Below are 20,584 nucleotides of genomic sequence, written 5' to 3' on the forward strand. Positions count from 1 at the left end.
GCTATGGACTTCGCCACTTTGGTAGATTTAGAGTACGTATTCTACTTTTGAGCAAAAAGAATGGCACCAACCATACATATGATTGGTGCCAAAGAAGACTCGTAGGGTGAATACCCCAACATTTGACAGAGAGCCTAAATTTAAATGTTGAATATATAGATACTCCCACACATGATGCCAATAGTCGCTATTGTTTTCTAACTGTTCCAGTAACTTCACAAACTGTTTACTAAATTTTTCATCAAAGTAAACATACCCCAACATGATATCCGCATCATGGCCACCTATCGATACCTTATGGATACGACCTAGTTGATCGGTTTCTATGCACCATTCGTTTGTTTCACCTTCTACATGAATAGAGGAATAATACCCCTTATATTCATATAACTGGAATGGATTTGCAGGATAGTAGTTGTCTACAGAGCATATATAAGTATTGCGCAATATATCTTTCACTAAGTACAAAGATTCAGGGTTATCCTTAGTATTATATTGATCATTCTCCACAATCGTAACATTATACGTATCTCGTAAATAATAAAATAATTCTTTTTTATAGCCTACAACAACATATATATCGGTAATACCTGCTTCTTGTAATTGCCGAATTTGTCGCTCAATCAATACTTCCCCTTTCACAAGAGTAAGCCCTTTAGGACAATAAGTACTCACCGGTGCAAATCGTTTTGAAAGACCTGCCGCCATAATCACAGCATTATCTACGCGATGGCTTTTCAATTGTTCAAACTGCTTTTCTTCTAATAGTTTATAAAACTCATGTTTTGTAATCATATGCAGATACTATACCTCCGCCTACAATAAGCACCCCTAGTATGATTTCTTGATAAGTTGGAACAATTCCCCATACCAATACATTAATTAAGATAGCAAATCCACTATAACTACTATTGACTGCCATAGCCCGACTAGCACCAATGTTACCAATAGATTTATAGTAAAACATATACGATAAGGCGCCGCATATAGCTGCAACTACTAGCCAATTTGCCTTATCTAAAATGAGATCCCCTACTGTACCTATAGAGAGTCCTCCTAGCATAAGTCCGCTAACAATCATAGCACTAACTACCGCAGAAGATGATTGTCGAATCCACAATGCACTTGTATCTCGTAGTTCATACTTTCCTAATGTCCAAGAACAAATCACTGCTTCTGATCCCCATGCCACTGCACATACAATAGCCGCTACTAGACCTAACCAAATATTCTGTATGGCACTATCATAAGTAACCCCTAAGAGAATGACCGCACCAATAGAAACACCTAAAGCAATCCACTGATACACTTTTCGCCGCTCTCCCAAGAAAAGATTCGCCAATACAGAACCAATGGCTGGATATAGGGAAGTAATAACACACACTAAGAAGGGCCCTAAGAAATAAATGGCTATTATATAGGCTGATAATCCAATAGGACCGCCTAATAACGCAGCCATCCCTATAAACTTTGCCCCCTTTGATTGAATATCTCTTATTACATGATGAATATTCCTTGACAGTCCTAATATCACCGTGATTACTACCGCACTAATTAAATCATGAATACCCGCCATAATTAGAGGCAATACTGCCAAGGTTATATCATTCATAAACACTGTATTCATGAGTACCGTATCTGAGGCCCATAAAAATCCCGAGAAAATTCCTTGCCACATATTAGCTATATAACCCCTTAAACATATTTAATTCCCTTGCTTGTTCGTAGACAATTTGAAAGTATTTCATCGCATAATCATATTGGCTACGAGCATACTTATTTTCGAGCACGTGAGTACCTTCTTTCACTTCGCACCATATACTCCATATGAAACCACCAATGGCAATATATGCATAGATCAGATATCGAGTAGCATCATCTATCTTCTCATCATAATAGGTATCTATAATAACATCAATCATCTTTCTATCTAACTGTGAATATAAACAAATCATAGCAATATCCAAGTTAGGATCTTGCATTCCTGCATATTCAAAATCAATCAACCGTACTTCCTTAGTATCTGTAATTAAAAAATTATCGCAATTTGCATCAATATGGCATAAACAGTATTCTCTGTTCATTGTATCAATACAAGCTAACAATTCTAACATTTTCGTTCTTGTGAACTCGTAGTTTTGAAATAGGGACGGATTTCCTCTTAGTAACTCATACTTATCAATAGTTCTACGCAAATCAAATGTATGCTGTACCTCTAATCCTGAATGATGAAGTTCTTTTAGTTTATCTAATGCTAACGATAATTCATCCTGATTATACACATCTAAAGAATGTGCTTGATTCACAAACTTTGTAATTTTAATACCTGATGCAGGATCTAAATATAATATTTCATCGGATATGTGTAGCCCTTGTATAACAGAATAAACGGCGGTTTCTTCTTCACGATTCACCAAGGTAGAAGTATTCGTGTTAGGTATACGAATAACGTATTTCCCATCATTTTTAATAGAAAATGTGAAACTATCATTTGTTAGTCCTTTTTTTACAGGCTCAAGAGATACAATATCATCAATATGTACTTTTAAAATTTTTGATAGGAATATGGTAATCTTCTCTCTATCTAGAATGTTATCATTTTTTATATGTATATTATGGCAAGGTATCACATTAACTCCTATCAATATAGACTAACTATTCTCTCCAATATGCTTCAATATTATGACCAATTCTTTTTTCTTCTGGTGGCAACTGCCTATAATCGCCATAATAATTTCTTAACATCTCATCGTATTTTTTTATAATAGGAAGTTTATGCCCTTCAAAATCTACTAAGACCATTTCAGAAAACCATTCATAAAGATAAATAGAATAATTTTCTTTCGTATGCTTTCTATAATCTTGCGTTAAAGATACAAAAGGTGTTACTTCATTATTATACTCATTTTTTAATTTCATTAGTCGATTAGACATCATATCTAACCCTGGTAAAGGTAGATGATATTTTCTTATAAATTGATTCCAACTTTTAAAATGTCGTTGAAAATGTTGTATCCACTTCCAATAAAATCGAACTTTTTCAAAAAGTTTTATTTGTGATTGTTTATCAGGAGGAATATGATCTACAACGAATATATCAATATATACACCGTATTCAACTACTTTCCCTTTTGAAAAATGTTCATATAAGACAGTTCTAGTATCAAAGAATTTGGCACAAAATGCCATAAAATAATTTTCTTCCTCCATTTCAGCCCATAACTTATAATGGTCAATACTATTAGAAACATATTTCTTCCATGCTCGTTCAAACTTATTATATTCAGAACGCAACATAATTACATCTACATCATCATCCCAAGGTATAAATCCCTTATGCCGTATGGCTCCTAATGCGGTACCATACGCAATAGTGTATCTAATATTATGCTCTTTACAAAACTCATCAAATCTCAATAATGTACCTAAAAGGACAGATTTAATTTCATCATCTTTAATTAATCTACTCATAGATTATTCTCACTTTTAATTATATCTTTTAGTAATTTATCCCATTGATTCCAAATAGTCTTAGCCTCAAACCGTTTCATAGATTCCCTAGCAGCGTTTCCTATTTTATCTCTCATTTCGACATCATCCATCAATGATTTCAAACCCTCTGCTATACTTTGAGAATCATCTTGTACCAATATACCATTATAATTATTTTGTACCAAATCAGTTAGTCCATTCCACGAGTTACAAGCAATAACTGGCAACCCTTTAGACATCGCCTCTGCCATTGATAATCCAAACCCTTCCATAGCACTCATCATCGCATAAATATCACCTGTATTTAATACTGATTCTATATCTTTAGTGACGCCTTTGAAGAATACTCTATCAGATAAGTTTGCTTGTTTTACCATAAACTCTAATTGTGTCTTATAAGCTTTATTTTCATCTGCGCCCCAAAACTCAACTATCCAATCCGGATAATCCCTCGCCACTTTAGAAAAAGCTTCTATCAGTAAATGAGGTCTCTTATGTTCTTTAGATAATCTACCGATAAAAAGAATCTTGTATTTTGGCTTTTTTTGTTTTAAATCTACTGCTATTTCAAACTGTTGTACAACATTACCTATTACTACTACCTTCCCATTAGGAATATTGTCTATCAATACTTGCTTAAATGACGGTAATAACACTTGATTTACATCTGTTTGCTTAACTGCATCCAAAGATAACTTAGGATAAAATTTAAAATAATCCGCTGGATCTCCATGACTCATTGTAATAATTGGAATTTTATTTTTTAATTTCAAATCAAATATTAAAAAACTTGTATCACCAGGAGTAAATGATACAATTACATCTGGCTTATTACTGGCTATAATCTGTCCCATATATGGACAAATGTATTTAGTATAAAAGGAGTTATTTACAGTTCTGCTTTTCTGTTTACTAAATAGTCTAAAAAATTCACGTTTTAATCGTAATGATAAAGGGAATTTAATTCTTTTCCCACGCTGTAATCTAGCATCATAACATGTAACTCCTTTATCTATGGGATAAAAAAACTCCCCTTCTTTTTCATCAGCATAAATTAGAGTTACCGTATGTCCCCTAGCCTGCATTTCATTTGCAAAAGCAGCTGTTACTTTAGCTAATCCACCTGAATCATCTACCATTTTTGTTGTATTTACTAATAAAATTTTCATTACTTTTCACATCCATACAAAAAAGAATCTACTCCACCGTATTCCCTCTCACAATCCGCCATACGCTTATAGTCCGCAATGCCTTAATGTACTTCGCATATTCTTCTGGCATAGTTTGACCTTGTTCATGGATACCGCTAGCATCTACGTACAAGCGATGATTAAAGCCCATTTTGGGTTGTGTAAATAGGCTCGGCATTAAGCTCATATAGGTATCACCTTTACGACCTACTAGCTCTGCCAATGTAGGATTAATTTGTAAAGCACTACCGAAGCTACTTTCACTCAGCCAACTAGGGTTGATACCTTGTCCATAGACAATGAATGGTATCGCCGAGAAGGTTGGAATATCGACTTGGGTGGCAAAGCTAAACCGTTCAGAGTGGTCCCCTGTAATCAAGGTCAGCATAGTAGGGTCCAATTTCTCTACGTCATGAATCATTTTCCCCATTGTCATATCTGCATACCAGAAGTGGCCGATTTCGTTCACCGTTTTGTCGTCCTTTTTGATAGAGTCATCACCTTTGCCAATTACTTTGGACGCATCAAAACCAGCTTTTGCTAAGTCTACCGAATACGGTGGATGATTCGAAGATGTCATGATAAAGTGGAACACTTTTTCACCTGGTTGTTCCCCTTTTACATAATTGGTTATGGCCTTAAACAAATCTCCGTCTGGAGCGCCCCAAGCATTGCCTCCTTCATAAGGGAAACTGGTCGCACCATGGAACTCGTCAAACCCTTGTGCTAGAGCAAATCTTTCCACATCTTGCCAAGTTCCAAATCCACCATACCAAAACACTGTTTTATAGCCAAAATGTTTCATCATTTGCGCAATACCAGTACCATATTTCGCTTTATAGGACTGCCCTTCATAATTTGGATATAAACCCGCATCGGCTAAGCCTGTAACAAATCCATTGATAGCTGGCATAGTGCCTGTGCCATGGGCTAGCATATATTTCGTGTGCATCGCTTTTGGTGAATTTTGAATCGCCTTGCCCTCTTGCACAATGTAAGTCCCTAATTCTTCATAGTTTGGCAAGAACGGCCACAAGCCGTAACTTTCACCTAGTACAAAGATAACATTATTCGGCTGTGTAGGTAATTTTTCTTCTGTAATAGTCCGTGTAAATGCTTCATCAATGGTGTTTGCTTGCGGATTACCTCCCACAGATTGGATGATCTCTTTCAGCTCAGCACCAGTAATGGTAATTCTCTTCGCTTGTTTAGATCGTTCATAAATAGTGGACACTCGTTTTAAGGCTTGTCCATCATCTAGAATTGCTTCATTTAGTAGATTAGACTTCGTCCGTGCTGCATTTTCCCAATGGATTGATCCATTATAGGTAAAAGCACCACCAAATCGCAATCCAATACCTACGGCAACTACTAATAAGATAGACCCTATAACCGTAGCAATTTGTTTGCCCTTACCATGTATCTGTACGCTCCAAGTGCGGTTAGTGTAAACTTTCATAAACATATAAACCATCACTGCACAGAACACAACGGCTAAAGGTAACCTCCAAAGTAATCCATATTCAGAAATTCCCGTTTGTAAGGTCGCCCCAATATCGTCATGAGCACCGTTGATAATCATGGCATTAAAGGACGCATGGAAGATCGTAAAGTAAGGAATCCGTAAACAAAATAAAAACGTAAATAAGGCAGTGCTAATTCCGTATATCCAACGACGAATCGCCCAAGGTGAATACCATTTCCAACTCCCCCATATACCAGGTAATGTAGAAAATACAAACGTAAGCAGTACGATAGCCCCCGCTGTTTTTAAACTAATCCGAAATCCTAACCATAAAGCCTCAAGAATATCCCCGGCACCCACTTCGCCTAGTTGATCTTGAAAGAGCCCAATAAAGGCAATCCGAAACACCATGAATAGTGCGGAGAACCAAAGTAATCCTTTTACATCTAACTGTAGTCCACGTATCCAGTTAGATAGCTTTGTATGTCCCATGAGTCTACTCCCCTTATTACAAATTGTATCGGCATCTGTTATGACAGAATACCGTCATCGTTCGTCATCATTACCTTTCATTATACTCCAAATTCCCGTAACAATCAAAAAATCGCATACCATGACGTATCATGATATGCGATAGTTTACATTCTCTTATGCTGTTCTAAAAGCCCCATGTTTCACAACTGGTTTGCCTTCTGCAGTTTCACGTTGACGCAAGGTGCGACGTTCTGCACTGCGAATCACTTGAGACAAGTGTTTCACAAATAATTCTTGGATGTACGGATTTTCTCCTAACCCTTCGTTCCAGATAGATACGCCATAGCCTTGTTGTCCTAACAAGGTAGCGATGGAGTCTGAACGTTCACCACCTAAGTAATCCATCAAGTGAGCTGATCCGATCAACGCCAATGGTACTACCAGCACTTCTTGGTGGTCTAAACGTTCTAATAATGTCAAAGCTTGTTTGAAATTAGGGAATCCATTGGCTGTGAATACTACCACATTTTGCCCGGCGCCGTACAAGCATTTCAATTGTAACGCACTGTATTCTAATTGGTTTTGTCCATTTGCCATTAATAACACAGTTTTATTTAAAGCACGAATATTAATATGCTTAATGATAGCTTCAATCGTATCAGAGTAATCATCCGCATAATTCTTCACGCCTAAGGAGTTCAACAATGGTTTACCCACCGTAGCACGCAAGCCACGATCATGAGCTTCTTTCATCACTTCTTTACGCATTTGTACATAACATTGGTCCCACACTAAGGCAAATGGTTGTACAAAAATATCTGTTACCCCTACACTTGCCAAGCTTTCAATAGCACCTGTTAATGTATAGACTTGCGCATCATATTTTTCATTCCATTTATCTACCAATGCATCCGATAAAAATACACGGCGTACTTCCACGCCAGGATACATTTCCGTAATCCGTCGTTCCATAGCTCCTACTGATGCTTCCACCGCATCTCCGTAGATGGAACCGAATGTTGCTAACACAATACCACGTTGATTCATATATGCCTCCATATTAATTCCTTGTTTGCTGGGTTACATAAACACACTTCTTAATACTTATGATACGTCACGTTTTGCATTATGTCAATGATAATTTTTCTCAGTTTTGAAAGTTATATTAACGAATATACAGCTTAGAAATATCCATGAATCCATGCCCAAATATTCCTCTATTCTTGCACTATGTCAATAATTAGATATCTAGCGCTAAAAGCTTTTTATATAAATAGTCCCCACATTTGAAAAAGAGCAAAAAAAGATTTGAGAAAAGATCTTACGACCATTCTCAAATCTTAACATCAGTAAACCTTTAACCAGAAATAAATCCTACCATTCTATGGTTGTGAAATAATCCGTGGCGCTGCTACCTTGAACACTTCACGCAACAATGGTAGGAATCGACCTTCAATCAATGTTCGATTTCGTTCACTTTTTGTAATCAACCATAAGGCCGTCCCATTGTATTTGATAGAAATTAAACTATTGATATATTGATCAAAATCGGATTGCCCCATTTTCTCACGCAATTCCAATAATAAAGAATGTAATGGCTCTCCTTGATACTCTGGGCGTTCCAAAACTGGCGTAAACACTACTTCATACACAGAATCACTATATTGATTCGGACCTGCAGAACTTTGAAAATCCATGATAACCTCCTATGCAGTATATGTGGAAATATATGTATTAAACTGATTATACCCTATAATCTTATCTTTTTGTAGCCTTCCTATTACTAATGCTACCCCAATCCCTTGAGTGTCTGCAAACGCCTGAATCGTATCAATATTAATTGGTATCTTGTTAATAAACTTCTTATAGGCAACTCCATCGATTAAACAAGAACTAGCTAATGAATCCGCTTTCTGTTCATCATCATTACATGCACCATCAACTTTATAAATATCCCCTTCTATAATATGGATTAACTCATGAAACAATGTAAACCAAAATATATCTGCTCTTTTTTGTCGTAAACTAATACCTACTATAATTTTTTGACTTGCATCATCTATAAAAGATAATCCCTGTAAGAATGAGCTAGGAATATGAGGTACTAATACCAACGCTATACCACATTCTGAAAGAGCCGTTCTAACCTCTTCAAAAAAGCTAAATGTTTCACATTTGGTAAATTGTTTTAAAAAAGCAATACATGCTAATAACTTTTCTTTTGAATAGCGGCACAAACTTATATCCCTTGCTTGTAATTTTGCATATTGAGCTATCACTAATTTTGCACGCATAGCCTTATCTGTATCTCCTAATTGACGACAAACAATAGGTAAAAGACGCATATCATCCAATAGACTCAAATTAGCTACTTCGAAGAACTGGCATAAATTAATATGCTTATCAATATGACTGACAGCTTTCTCAACCATCTCCGCTTTTACCATATCGTTATATGGGAAACTATTAATAAAGTTAATCTCTTTATCCGCTAAATTTTCTGTCTCTACCTTAGCTAGGTCCTCCCTATATAAGGACTCTAAACGATTCCAAAATCGTGCAGGCACCCCCAATACTCGTTCTAATCTATTGGCTACATCATTCGTCAGGCTGACCTTTCCATTTAATAAATTACTTACATGCTTCTCGGACATATTCATGCGCAATGCAAATTCCTTTTGATTCATATTACGTATATCTAATTGTTCTCGTATCGATTCTCCTGGAGGAACGGCCATATATGATTTGCTTTCCATAATTTTTACTGCTATTTTCTTATCTTCACATACTTTTTCTAACTTTTTAGATTTATAAGTAATCTCCAAAGCATCACCACCTAATAACTTCAAAAATTAACCTTATAGGTTAATTTTATCATCACTTTCATAATATAGCAATATAGGTTAAATCAAATTAATGCCCAAAATATTATGTTATCATTAACATTCAAAAAGGCTTTCACTATTGTGAAAGCCTTACAGGTATAAACCTTATTATTTATTTAGTTAATTAAGCAGATTCTCTCTACACATCTCTTCTGTTTCGGAATCGTCTCACATACTCACGCATAAGTCGTGTATCTAATCCTCTATACAATCGTACCACGCCACGACGTATAGTTTTATTATAGATAGCCGTCAAAATCCACACAAGGATGAAAGCCCCTAGTATATCTCCAGGGTAATGGTTCCCTACAAAGACACGAGAAAAACCTACTAAGATAGATCCGTAGACCATCCAAGTACCCCATTTCCAACGATAGAACAAAATCCCACAAGCGATAGCCATTGTACCTACTGCATGGTCACTTGGAAAGCTAGCATCTGCAGCATGATTCAATATTAAAATGGTTTCAGGATGCTCCACAAACGGCCGACTTTCATAAAACATAGATCCTAAGATAAAGCTACCAATTAAACACAATACTAATAGCACACCTGTGGCAAAACTTTCAGCACGCAACTTAAAACTATTTACACGGAATCCTTTTACAAATAGCCCTGCTAAGACGAGCATATATACATAAGGTACAAGCTTAGAAATTGTTATCATCAAAGCATCGAGGATAACACTACGATTAGCCATACTATTGATCAGCAAAAATAGCCAGTCATTCATTATAACACCTTCCATTTCCTAACAAAGAGATAGATTATGTATTATTATATCACGTTCCCCCTAGATTGTAATGCATAGATTCAAATCCTAGAACATAGATTAAAAAAGCTTTTTTACCCATTGAAAGGCAATCATAACATTAATATATGTAATAGAATACTTATGGGTTGCATCATTTGAATGTTTTAGAGTTCGTATGCTTCTATTAAGCAAAAGAATAGCACTCACTATTTAGATAGCTGATCACTAGGGACTTTGTAAAAGAGCAGTTCCCATACTTAAAAAAGAGCTACAAAAAAGAACCCCTAGAGGAGTTCTTTTTCTGGTATAAATTAGAATTGGTAGTTCAGATCTAGACGGTACAATTCTGGTTTATTTACGTTATCCTGCGTTTTACTCTTGAAGCTAGCATATGCTGACAAGCCAAGGTTCTTAGTCAATGTATAATCTACAGTCGCTAACCACCCTTTTGCATTAGCGTGAGCAGGCACAAAATTATAGTAATATGTAGGAACATCATATGTTGTATGTTTTACAAATGTTTCCTTCTTAAAGTTAAAGTATTGTACCTTCACATCCCAAGTTCTAGGTTGTAGGATATCCGCTTTTCCATAACCACCTCCTACAATCCATGATTCTCCATCAGCACCTTGTCGTTCTTTTCTAGCATATTCACCACCAAGCCAAATTTTGTTATCGCTACCCAAGTAAACATCTAAAGAACCACCAAAAATATCTGTCAACTTTTTAGTCTTATCATTATTAGACTTCGAACTGTGTCGATCAATATAAAATCCTTTTAAGTTTACGGATTGATTTGGACGATATCCAACTTCATAAATGGATACAGCTTTTTTACCATTACTATTAATATATCCGAAGGAAAGATTAGTATTTAACTTCTCATCACCAATACGAAGCTTAACTCCCGAAAAAGAATCATCATATGTTAAGCCGTTACCGACAATATAGTCCTTGCGACCTACTGTAGCTAACACATGTTTACCAAATTGATGTTGTACATACACTTCATCAACACTTGTTCCTGAATGAGCTTCTTCATCAAATCTTGTATCACCCGTAGAAAGACGTACTGCTGCCTTGGTTTTCTCATCAATTGTAGCTTCAAATTTTAAACGAGCCCTATAATAAAATGAAGATTTACCATTAAGCGTCTCTGTTCCGCGCTCTCCAGGATACACATTATCATATCTTAACCGTGCATCCCCACTGAATTTAAAGTTCCCCACTTTATCTTCTAATCTATTCACTCGCACGCCAAATGCTTGTAATTCATTGGCAAATTCATTTGCCAAGCGTTGGATAGTTGCTCTTTGCTCGGCTGTTACTTCGTCTTGATGCGCATCGGCTCTAGCGATCATTTGCGCCATTTCATAACGAGTGATGTTGCGTTGACCTTTGAACGTGCCATCTGGGTAACCTTGGATAACCCCTTCTGCTGCCAATCGTTCAACCGCTTGATATGCCCAATCTTGTGCTGTTACATCAGAAAATGGATGTGCTGCCAAGGCAGATGTTACACCCAACACCGCTGTTGCTGCTAATACTGCTAATTGTTTTCTCATAATGAATACCCTTTATAAAAACAAATAATACCCTTGTCCATTCTATATAGAAGCTCCGATACAGTTATGTATTACTATCCATCGAGCATACCCCTATTCTCATCGTGTAGAAAGTACCCCTACATACCTCGCCTTACTATATCTATTAGACTTGTCTTAATAGTATCATAGGTATACATTAAATGCAATTTATACAGACATCTATACACACTTTGTGAATATACGATTTATTATGAAAATAAATCATCATATGCTAATCCCTAGTATGTATCTACACCGATAGAATAGGTCTTGCCCTTACTGATATTCACTATCCACATAAAATAGGTGCATGCACTAGATTCCACAACATAACCATCATTAGCCTTTATGATTTTTATTATATAGTATGTTACACCATGAATAATGAACTTATATTCTCGGCGCTCATAAGTGTAATTTATACTATCAATTATACAAAAAAAAGAACTCCCGAAGGAGTTCTTTTTATATGTGTAACTATCAAATTAGAATTTGTAGTTAAGTTCTGCACGATAGTATTCTGGCAAGTCAACAGATTTATTGTTGTCATCTTTTTTCTTGCTATCGAATGTAGCGTAAGCGGAAAGACCTACGTTTTTAGCTACAGTGTAATCTACAGTTGCTAAGTAACCTCTGTAGTTTCTGTTTTGATCGTTCAAGTTCCAAGTATTGGATACTACTGGAGCTTCTTTTTTCAAATCAAAGTATTGAACTTTGGCACCCCAAGTACCAGCTTTAGCAATATCTGCTTCACCATAACCTACGCCTGCTGTCCAAGCTTCGCCTGCTGCACCTGTAGCTTCTTCTTTAGCATACTCGCCACCAACCCAAACTTTGGAACCTAATTTAGCATCAACAGATGCACCATATACACTATTTCCATCTTTTTCATGAATATCAGCGTAGAAACCTTTAACAGTTACTTTTTCTACTGGTTTGTAGTTTAATTGGTAAACCGTTACTTGAGCATTATCTTTACGTTCAACACCTTCTGCTTCGCCACCTTGTAAGTAACCGTATGCAACAGAAGCATTCAATTTATCTTTACCAGCTGTTGCTACTGCACCTTCGAATACATCATCATATACAAGTCCATTACCAACCATCAAGTCTTGACGACCAGCAGTTGCAGTTACGTATTTACCGAAGTTATGTTGTACATACACACGGTCAATGCTAGTTTCTGGATTGTTAGCTGCACCAAACTCTTTTTCGCCCACTAAACGAACTACAGCTTTCGTGTTGTCATTTACAGTTGCTTCGAATTGTACACGACCACGGTAGTCAAATTTAGATTTATAAGTTTTGGATTTATCAGTATTTTCGACTTTTCTATTTTCATAACGAAGACGAGCATCACCAGTGAATGCGAAGTTGCCTACTTTGTTTTCCAATGTAGAAACACGAACGCCCAAGTTGTTCAACTCAGTTGCAAATTCGTTAGCCAAACGGTTGATGATAGCATTTTGTTCAGCGTCAACACGATCTTGACGAGCCATAGCTTTTGCTACCATTTGAGCCATTTCGAAACGAGTGATATTGTGTTGGCCTTTAAAAGTGCCATCTGGGTAACCGTTAACGATACCTTGGGAAGCTAATTGAGATACTGCTTGGTATGCCCAATCTTGTGGAGTTACGTCTGCAAATGGGTTTGCTGCGAATGCAGAAGTTACACCCAATACTGCTGTTGCAGCTAATACTGCTAAATGTTTTTTCATGATAATTACCTCTCAATGAAAAATAAAATAATATACATTGTCTCCTAAGCTTAGATAGATTCGAGCATATCATTGTACTACTTTTCAATGGAGTGTCCACGTTTCCTCACATACTAGTAGATACATCGCTATCCTCTAATCTATATTATTCTTATTTGACTTGTGCCTATCATAACACAACAACAGATAAAACTCAATACCCTTTCGTCGTTTTATTGCACGATATGTAGATTTTAATTAAGAAAAATTTCAATTAGCACTTATTATAGAGTCTTAATTGCTATCCTTAAAACTTGACAAAGAACTAAATAATAGATCTGATAAAACAAAAAGAACCCCCGAGGGAGTTCTTTTTATATGTGTAACTGTCAAATTAGAATTTGTAGTTAAGTTCTGCACGGTAGGTTTCAGCTTGTGCTTTGTTAGCTTGATCTTTAGTATCAATAGTAGCAGTAGCTGCAAGACCCACATTTTTAGCTACAGCATATTTAGCTGTTGCATATACACCTTTTTGGCCTTTTTTCGCTAAACCTAGTGCGGAATCGATTACAGGCGCATCTTTTTTAATATTGTAGTATTGACCTTTAACAGACCAAGTACCTTGTTTTGCCATGTTATAATTTCCATAACCTAAGCCCGCTGTCCAAGCTTCACCATTAGCACCTTGAGTTTCTGTTTTCACATATTCACCGCCAGCCCAAACTTTGTTGCCAAGTTTAAGATCTAGAGATGCACCATATGCATTATGTACATTTTTTTCATGAGCATCAGCATAGAAACCTTTTACTGCTAATTTTTCAGTTGGCATAGTGTTCAATTGATATACTGTTACTTGGGAGTTTTCAGCACGAGTCGCTTTATCAAGTTCTAATTTACCATATGTTCCACTTTGTAGATAGCCATATGCCACAGACGCATTCAATTTATCTTTACCAGCTGTAGCAACTACACCTTCAAAAGTACCATCAAATGCAAGACCATTACCAACTATCAAATCTTGGCGACCAGCAGCTACAGTTGCATATTTACCGAAGTTATGTTGTACATATACACGGTCAAGTTCAGCTTTAGGAGCACCCTCTGCACCGAACTCTTTGCTACCCGCTAAACGTACTACTGCTTTCGTATTGTCATTTACAGTTGCTTCGAATTTTACACGACCACGGTAGTCGAATTTAGAATCACGAGCATCGTTTTTACCAGTGTAACGAAGACGAGCATCACCAGTGAATTTGAAGTTGCCCACTTTGTTTTCCAATGTGGAAACACGAACGCCTAAATTGTTCAATTCAGCGGAGAATTCGTTAGCTAAACGGTTGATGATTGCATTTTGTTCAGCATCAACACGATCTTGACGAACTAAAGCTTTAGCTACCATTTGAGCCATTTCATAACGAGTGATGTTTTGTTGGCCTTTGAATGTGCCATCTGGGTAACCGTTAACGATACCTTGGGAAGCCAATTGAGCTACTGCTTGGTATGCCCAATCTTGTGGAGTTACGTCGGAGAATGGGTTTGCTGCGAATGCAGAAGTAACACCCAATACTGCTGTTGCAGCTAATACTGCTAAATGTTTTTTCATGATAATTACCTCTCAATGAAAAATAAAATAATATACACCGTCTCATACATACAGCTTGACTGATTATATTATCGCATTACTTTTCATGGAGTGTCCACGTTTCCTCAACATTCAGTAATGACATACCTATAATCTAAATCATAGCAAACATACTCGACTTGAATGTATCATATCATAGGATATCCATATAAAGCAAATACTTTCCAATAAATAAGCATTTCGTTTATTTTTGCGTTCAGGATATATATACTATTAATAACCATATCTAACTATTTACTATAACATGTATTATTCCAATCTTTTCATACAGCATTTTAGACCTTTAAAATTCCTACATCGAGATAATTAATGAATACTTACTTAACCCCAAGTTTCACTTAAATTGCAAATAAAAATTGAATACATTTACCCATACTTTTAACACACTACCTAAGTATATGGAGCAATCCTATTTACAATCCATCATTTATCATATAAAAAAGAACTCCCTAAGGAGTTCTTTTTGTATGTGTAACTAGCAAATTAGAAATTGTAGTTAAGTTCTGCACGATAGTAATCAGCTACGCTATTACCGTCTTTATCTTTAGCATTAATTGTAGAGTATGCTGCCAAGCCAACATTATTAGCTACTGCATACTTACCGGATACAGCCCAAGTTTTAAAGTTTTGGTTGTATGGAGTCCAGAATGTAGAAGAGAATACTGGAGCTAATGTATCAAGGTTTACATATTGAGCTTTCACCATCCATGTACCTTGTTTTTTCATATTATAATCGCCATATGCAATACCTGCAGTCCATGCATTAGAATGTTTAATATCTTTGAATTTTGCAAATTCACCATCTACAGTTACTTTAGAACCTAACATAGCTTTTGCATTAAAGCCGTAGAAATCTAAAGATTTTTTAGCTAAATCTTTACTTACTTTTTCTGGTAAGGCACCTTCTCCACCAAGAGCAAAATTAACTGCATCAACAGCTTTTACACCATTAACTTTAGTATAGAATCCGCCTAATTTAACATTCTTTCCAACCATACCATTTAATTGGAAAATTGCCAATTGTGCATTATCTTTTTGATTATCTGCATATAAAGAGATTTCTTTAAAGTCTGTTCCTGGTTTATCTTTTGTACTACCAACTACAGCATTATATTTTAATTCTGGAGCATAACCATAAACAACTGCCACATTTAGACTATCTTTACCCGCCATAACTGTAGCACCTTCGAATACATCATCATATGTTAAACCTGCACCAATTGTTACATCATGACGACCTGCAGTAGCAGTCAATTGTTTACCAAAGTTATGTTGTACATATACACGATCAATAGCCGTTTCAGGATTTCCTGCTGCACCGAACTCTTTACTAGCTGTTAAGCGAACAACTGCTTTTGTATTTTCATTTACAGTTGCTGCAAATTGTACACGACCACGATAATCAAATTTAGACTTTTTGACAGTTTTTGGTTCAATAAGTTCTCCATCTGCATTTGCCTTATCAAGAACTTCAAATGTGTTAGTTTCTTTTTCTGTACCAGTAAATTTCAAACGAGCATCACCAGTGAATTTGAAGTTGCCCACTTTGTTTTCCAATGTAGCTACACGAACGCCTAAGTTGTTCAACTCAGCGGAGAACTCGTTAGCCAAACGATTGATGATTGCATTTTGTTCAGCGTCAACACGATCTTGACGAACTAATGCTTTAGCTACCATTTGTGCCATTTCGTAACGAGTGATGTTGTTTTGGCCTTTGAAAGTGCCATCTGGGTAGCCGTTCACTACACCTTGTGCTACCAATTGAGCAACTGCTTGGTATGCCCAATCTTGTGGAGTTACATCGGAGAATGGGTTTGCTGCGAATGCAGATGTTACACCCAATACTGCTGTGGCAGCTAATACTGCTAAATGTTTTTTCATGATAATTACCTCTCAATGAAAATAAAAAAATACACATACCCAAGTGAAAACCTAGGTCGTGCATCATTTTCATATTTCAATGGAGTGTCCACGTTTCCTCACATTTTTATATATTGTCATACAGTTCCTTTAGATATCCACTTGGATTATATATATAATATCATAAAATGACTAATATAGCAATATGTATGCCTTTGTCTCATCCTTTTATGTATTTTAGTTATATGGATTGCCAATTAAGCTCATCACTATTAATCCTCATTCGTTTGGTTCTGTAGCCCAAATTCTGTAACATATGTTGAGCACTACTCTTTTATGAATAGCTCTAATATTTATTATAAGGCAAAAAAGAACCCCCGAAGGAGTTCTTTTATATAATTAACTTTCAAATTAGAATTTGTAGTTAAGGTCTGCACGATAGTAGTCAGGTAATTCATAACCATCAAGATGTTTACCACGTAATTGTGCATATGCTGTTAAACCAACATTTTTAGCTACTGTATAATTAACAGTTCCTAACCAACCTTTGAAGTCATCTGTAGAAGCTTTAGGTAATTTAGAGGATGGAACAGTTACAGGACTCACTTCTCCATTGTGGAAGTATTGAGCTTTTACATTCCAAGAACCAGCTTTAGCGATATCATATGCACCGTATCCTACACCTGCAGTCCAAGCTTCACCTTCTTTGTCAAAGGATTCAAGTTTAGCGAACTCACCGCCAACCCAAACTTTATTGTGTGGACCAAAATGTGTATCTACAGCACCACCAAAGTAGTTTTCAGAGTTTTGACCATGGTCTTGTACATAGTAACCTTTTGCATCAACATATTTACCTAATTTTGTATTTACTTGGTAAACTGTTGTTTGGTAACGATCTTCACGAGAAAGATTTTCGAAGTCACCACCAACCATGTAACCATGTGCTATTGTTGCATTTAATTTATCTTTACCTACAGTTGCTTTTGCACCTTCAAATGCGCTGTCATAAGTTAAACCGCTACCGATCAAGATATCTTGACGACCTACGGAAGCAGTCGCATATTTACCGAAGTTATGTTGTACATACACACGATCTAATGTTGTAGTAGGATTTCCAGCTGCACCGAATTCTTTATCGCCTGTTGCTAAACGAACTACTGCTTTTGTGTTGTCGTTTACAGTTGCTTCGAATTGTACACGTGCACGGTAGTCAATTTTAGAACGTTTTCTTGTAACTGCTTTTACATTATCTTCATCTACTGCTAAAGATTCATCGTTTACATCTACATCAGCTGCATCAACATCTGCTTCTTCAGCATCGCCAAATGTAATGTCATTTACATATGCATTGTCTACAGTGTGGGAACCTTGGTAACGAACACGAGCATCACCAGTGAATTTGAAGTTACCTACTTTGTTTTCTAATGTAGCTACACGAACGCCTAAGTTGTTCAACTCAGCAGAGAATTCGTTAGCTAAGCGATTGATGATTGCGTTTTGTTCAGCATCAACACGATCTTGACGAACTAAGGCTTTAGCTACCATTTGTGCCATTTCGTAACGAGTGATATTGTTTTGGCCTTTGAAAGTGCCATCTGGGTAGCCGTTAACTACGCCTTGAGCTGCCAATTGAGCTACTGCTTGGTATGCCCAATCTTGTGGAGTTACATCGGAGAATGGGTTTGCTGCGAATGCAGAAGTTACACCCAATACTGCTGTGGCAGCTAATACTGCTAATTGTTTTTTCATGATAATTACCTCTCAATGAAAATAAAAAATGTGAATTTCATAAGACAATTAGTTACATTCACAGTATATTTCATTGGAGTGTCCAAGTTTCCTCCATTATATGCAACTTTGATTGTCCATAATCATCTTATTTCATCCACTAGGATACCTTATATACTATCATATTACCTATAGAATTGCAAACTATCTTCCTCTTTTTTAGTCCTTCTATCTATATTTATTCCCTAGAACTAGCCATAATTAAGCCGAATACACAAATACCCCTTGTAAGACCGCAACTAAAAATAGTGGCTAGTTGCTATACACAACTAACCACTATTTTTTATGGGTATTACTATGCTATTAAAGCTACTAATTATGAATTAGATTAGAATTTATAGTTTAATTCTGCACGATAGAAGTCTGCTACATCGTTACCAGCTTTATCTTTTGCTCCAATAGTGGAGTATGCTGCTAAGCCAACATTTTTAGCAATCGCATATTTACCTAATACAGACCAAGTTTTGTAGTTTTGGTTGTATGGAGTCATATAAGTCGAAGAGAATACTGGTGCCATTACATCAAGATTTACATATTGTGCTTTTAACATCCAAGTACCAGCTTTTTTCATATCATACGCACCATAAGCGATACCTGCTGTCCAAGCATTAGAATGTTTCAAATCTACGTATTTAGCAAATTCACCATCTACCATTAAATTATGGCCTAATTTCACACTAGCATTAACGCCATAGAAATCTAAAGATTTTTTAGTTAATTTTTCTGCTTGTTTCATAGAATCAGCATCTAAAGCAATACCATTGATTGCTGTTACTGCATCGATTGCTTTTACACCATTAACTTTAGTATAGAAGCCACCTACTTTTACAGCTTTACCAATCATGCCATTCACTTGGAATACTGCCAATTGTGCATTATCTTTTTGATCTTTGGCAAAGAAAGATACTTCTCTATTGGATGTGCCAGGAACATCTTTTGTACCACCAAATACTGCATTATATCCTAATGCTGGAGCATAACCATAGGAAACAGATGCATTTAATGCATCTTTACCTACCATTGCTGTAGCACCTTCAAATACATCGTCATAGGTTAAACCAGCACCTACTGTCAAATCATGACGGCCTGCTGTTGCAGTTAGATATTTACCAAAGTTATGCTGTACATAGATACGATCAATAGTTGTTTTAGGATTACCAGCTGCTCCAAACTCTTTACTACCTACCAAGCGAATCACTGCTTTTGTATTATCATTCACAGTCGCTGCAAATTGAACACGTCCACGATAGTCAAACATAGATTTTTTCATCATTTTTTCTGTAAGAACTTTTTCCTTGCCAGATTTATCTTCTTTATCTTTTTCAACTACATCAAGAGAAGTTGTTGTTTTTTCATGACCTATAAATCTCAATCGTGCATCACCAGTGAATTTGAAGTTACCCACTTTATTTTCCAATGTAGCTACACGAACCCCTAAGTTGTTCAATTCTGCAGAAAATTCGTTAGCTAAACGATTGATAATTGCATTTTGTTCAGCATCCACACGATCTTGACGAACTAATGCTTTGGCAACCATTTGTGCCATTTCGTAACGAGTGATGTTGTGTTGGCCTTGGAATGTTCCATCTGGATAACCGTTCACTACGCCTTGTGCTGCTAATTGAGCTACTGTTTGGTATGCCCAATCTTGTGGTGTCACATCAGAGAAAGGATTTGCTGCAAACGCTGAAGTTACACCCAATACTGCTGTTGCTGCTAATACTGCTAAATGTTTTTTCATGATACTACTC

The 20,584-nt window shown here is 36.3% G+C and carries 16 protein-coding genes; all 16 read right to left on the minus strand.

The window, feature by feature from the left end:
* Window positions 1-27: 27 nt before the first annotated feature.
* Window positions 28-795, minus strand: coding sequence for an NTP transferase domain-containing protein (locus EO116_RS07590; RefSeq protein WP_127161307.1), 768 nt, complete (start codon window positions 793-795; stop codon window positions 28-30).
* Window positions 779-1,678 carry a DMT family transporter gene (locus tag EO116_RS07595; protein ID WP_127161308.1) on the minus strand — a complete coding sequence of 300 codons (900 nt, stop codon included), beginning with the start codon at window positions 1,676-1,678 and terminating at the stop codon, window positions 779-781. Before EO116_RS07595 ends, EO116_RS07590 begins: the two co-directional genes overlap by 17 nt.
* Before the next feature lies 1 nt (window position 1,679).
* Window positions 1,680-2,630, minus strand: a complete 951-nt coding sequence (locus tag EO116_RS07600) for a choline/ethanolamine kinase family protein (RefSeq protein WP_164726100.1) — start codon at window positions 2,628-2,630, stop codon at window positions 1,680-1,682.
* Between the two features lie 25 nt (window positions 2,631-2,655).
* Window positions 2,656-3,471 (minus strand): phosphorylcholine transferase LicD, encoded by an 816-nt coding sequence (locus EO116_RS07605; RefSeq protein ID WP_127161310.1) that lies wholly within the window; start codon window positions 3,469-3,471, stop codon window positions 2,656-2,658.
* The gene (locus EO116_RS07610) at window positions 3,468-4,661 is read right to left on the minus strand and encodes a glycosyltransferase (protein ID WP_127161311.1); all 1,194 of its coding nucleotides are present in this window, start codon (window positions 4,659-4,661) and stop codon (window positions 3,468-3,470) included. Before EO116_RS07610 ends, EO116_RS07605 begins: the two co-directional genes overlap by 4 nt.
* A gap of 28 nt (window positions 4,662-4,689) precedes the next feature.
* Window positions 4,690-6,639, minus strand: coding sequence for an LTA synthase family protein (locus EO116_RS07615; RefSeq protein WP_164726101.1), 1,950 nt, complete (start codon window positions 6,637-6,639; stop codon window positions 4,690-4,692).
* Window positions 6,640-6,795: 156 nt separating this feature from the next.
* Window positions 6,796-7,668, minus strand: a complete 873-nt coding sequence (locus EO116_RS07620; protein WP_240629152.1) for a sirohydrochlorin cobaltochelatase — start codon at window positions 7,666-7,668, stop codon at window positions 6,796-6,798.
* A gap of 335 nt (window positions 7,669-8,003) precedes the next feature.
* Window positions 8,004-8,318, minus strand: coding sequence for a hypothetical protein (locus EO116_RS07625; RefSeq protein WP_127161313.1), 315 nt, complete (start codon window positions 8,316-8,318; stop codon window positions 8,004-8,006).
* 9 nt (window positions 8,319-8,327) lie between these two features.
* Window positions 8,328-9,470, minus strand: a complete 1,143-nt coding sequence (locus tag EO116_RS07630) for a helix-turn-helix domain-containing protein (protein ID WP_127161314.1) — start codon at window positions 9,468-9,470, stop codon at window positions 8,328-8,330.
* A 175-nt stretch (window positions 9,471-9,645) separates the two neighbouring features.
* Window positions 9,646-10,206, minus strand: coding sequence for a phosphatase PAP2 family protein (locus EO116_RS07635; protein ID WP_164726102.1), 561 nt, complete (start codon window positions 10,204-10,206; stop codon window positions 9,646-9,648).
* A gap of 365 nt (window positions 10,207-10,571) precedes the next feature.
* Window positions 10,572-11,825: an S-layer homology domain-containing protein gene (locus EO116_RS07640; protein WP_127161316.1), complete on the minus strand. Its 1,254-nt coding sequence runs from the start codon at window positions 11,823-11,825 to the stop codon at window positions 10,572-10,574.
* A 506-nt stretch (window positions 11,826-12,331) separates the two neighbouring features.
* Window positions 12,332-13,564 carry an S-layer homology domain-containing protein gene (locus tag EO116_RS07645; RefSeq protein WP_127161317.1) on the minus strand — a complete coding sequence of 411 codons (1,233 nt, stop codon included), beginning with the start codon at window positions 13,562-13,564 and terminating at the stop codon, window positions 12,332-12,334.
* A gap of 373 nt (window positions 13,565-13,937) precedes the next feature.
* On the minus strand, window positions 13,938-15,146 hold the full coding sequence (locus EO116_RS07650) for an S-layer homology domain-containing protein (protein ID WP_127161318.1): 1,209 nt from the start codon (window positions 15,144-15,146) through the stop codon (window positions 13,938-13,940).
* Between the two features lie 522 nt (window positions 15,147-15,668).
* The gene (locus tag EO116_RS07655; protein WP_127161319.1) at window positions 15,669-17,069 is read right to left on the minus strand and encodes an S-layer homology domain-containing protein; all 1,401 of its coding nucleotides are present in this window, start codon (window positions 17,067-17,069) and stop codon (window positions 15,669-15,671) included.
* A gap of 387 nt (window positions 17,070-17,456) precedes the next feature.
* Window positions 17,457-18,794, minus strand: coding sequence for a putative porin (locus EO116_RS07660; protein ID WP_127161320.1), 1,338 nt, complete (start codon window positions 18,792-18,794; stop codon window positions 17,457-17,459).
* Window positions 18,795-19,161: 367 nt separating this feature from the next.
* Window positions 19,162-20,577 (minus strand): S-layer homology domain-containing protein, encoded by a 1,416-nt coding sequence (locus tag EO116_RS07665; protein ID WP_164726104.1) that lies wholly within the window; start codon window positions 20,575-20,577, stop codon window positions 19,162-19,164.
* Between the last annotated feature and the right edge of the window lie 7 nt (window positions 20,578-20,584).

Origin of the sequence: Veillonella sp. VA137 (assembly GCF_003992015.1) — a bacterium.
In the GTDB taxonomy this organism is placed as follows: domain Bacteria; phylum Bacillota; class Negativicutes; order Veillonellales; family Veillonellaceae; genus F0422.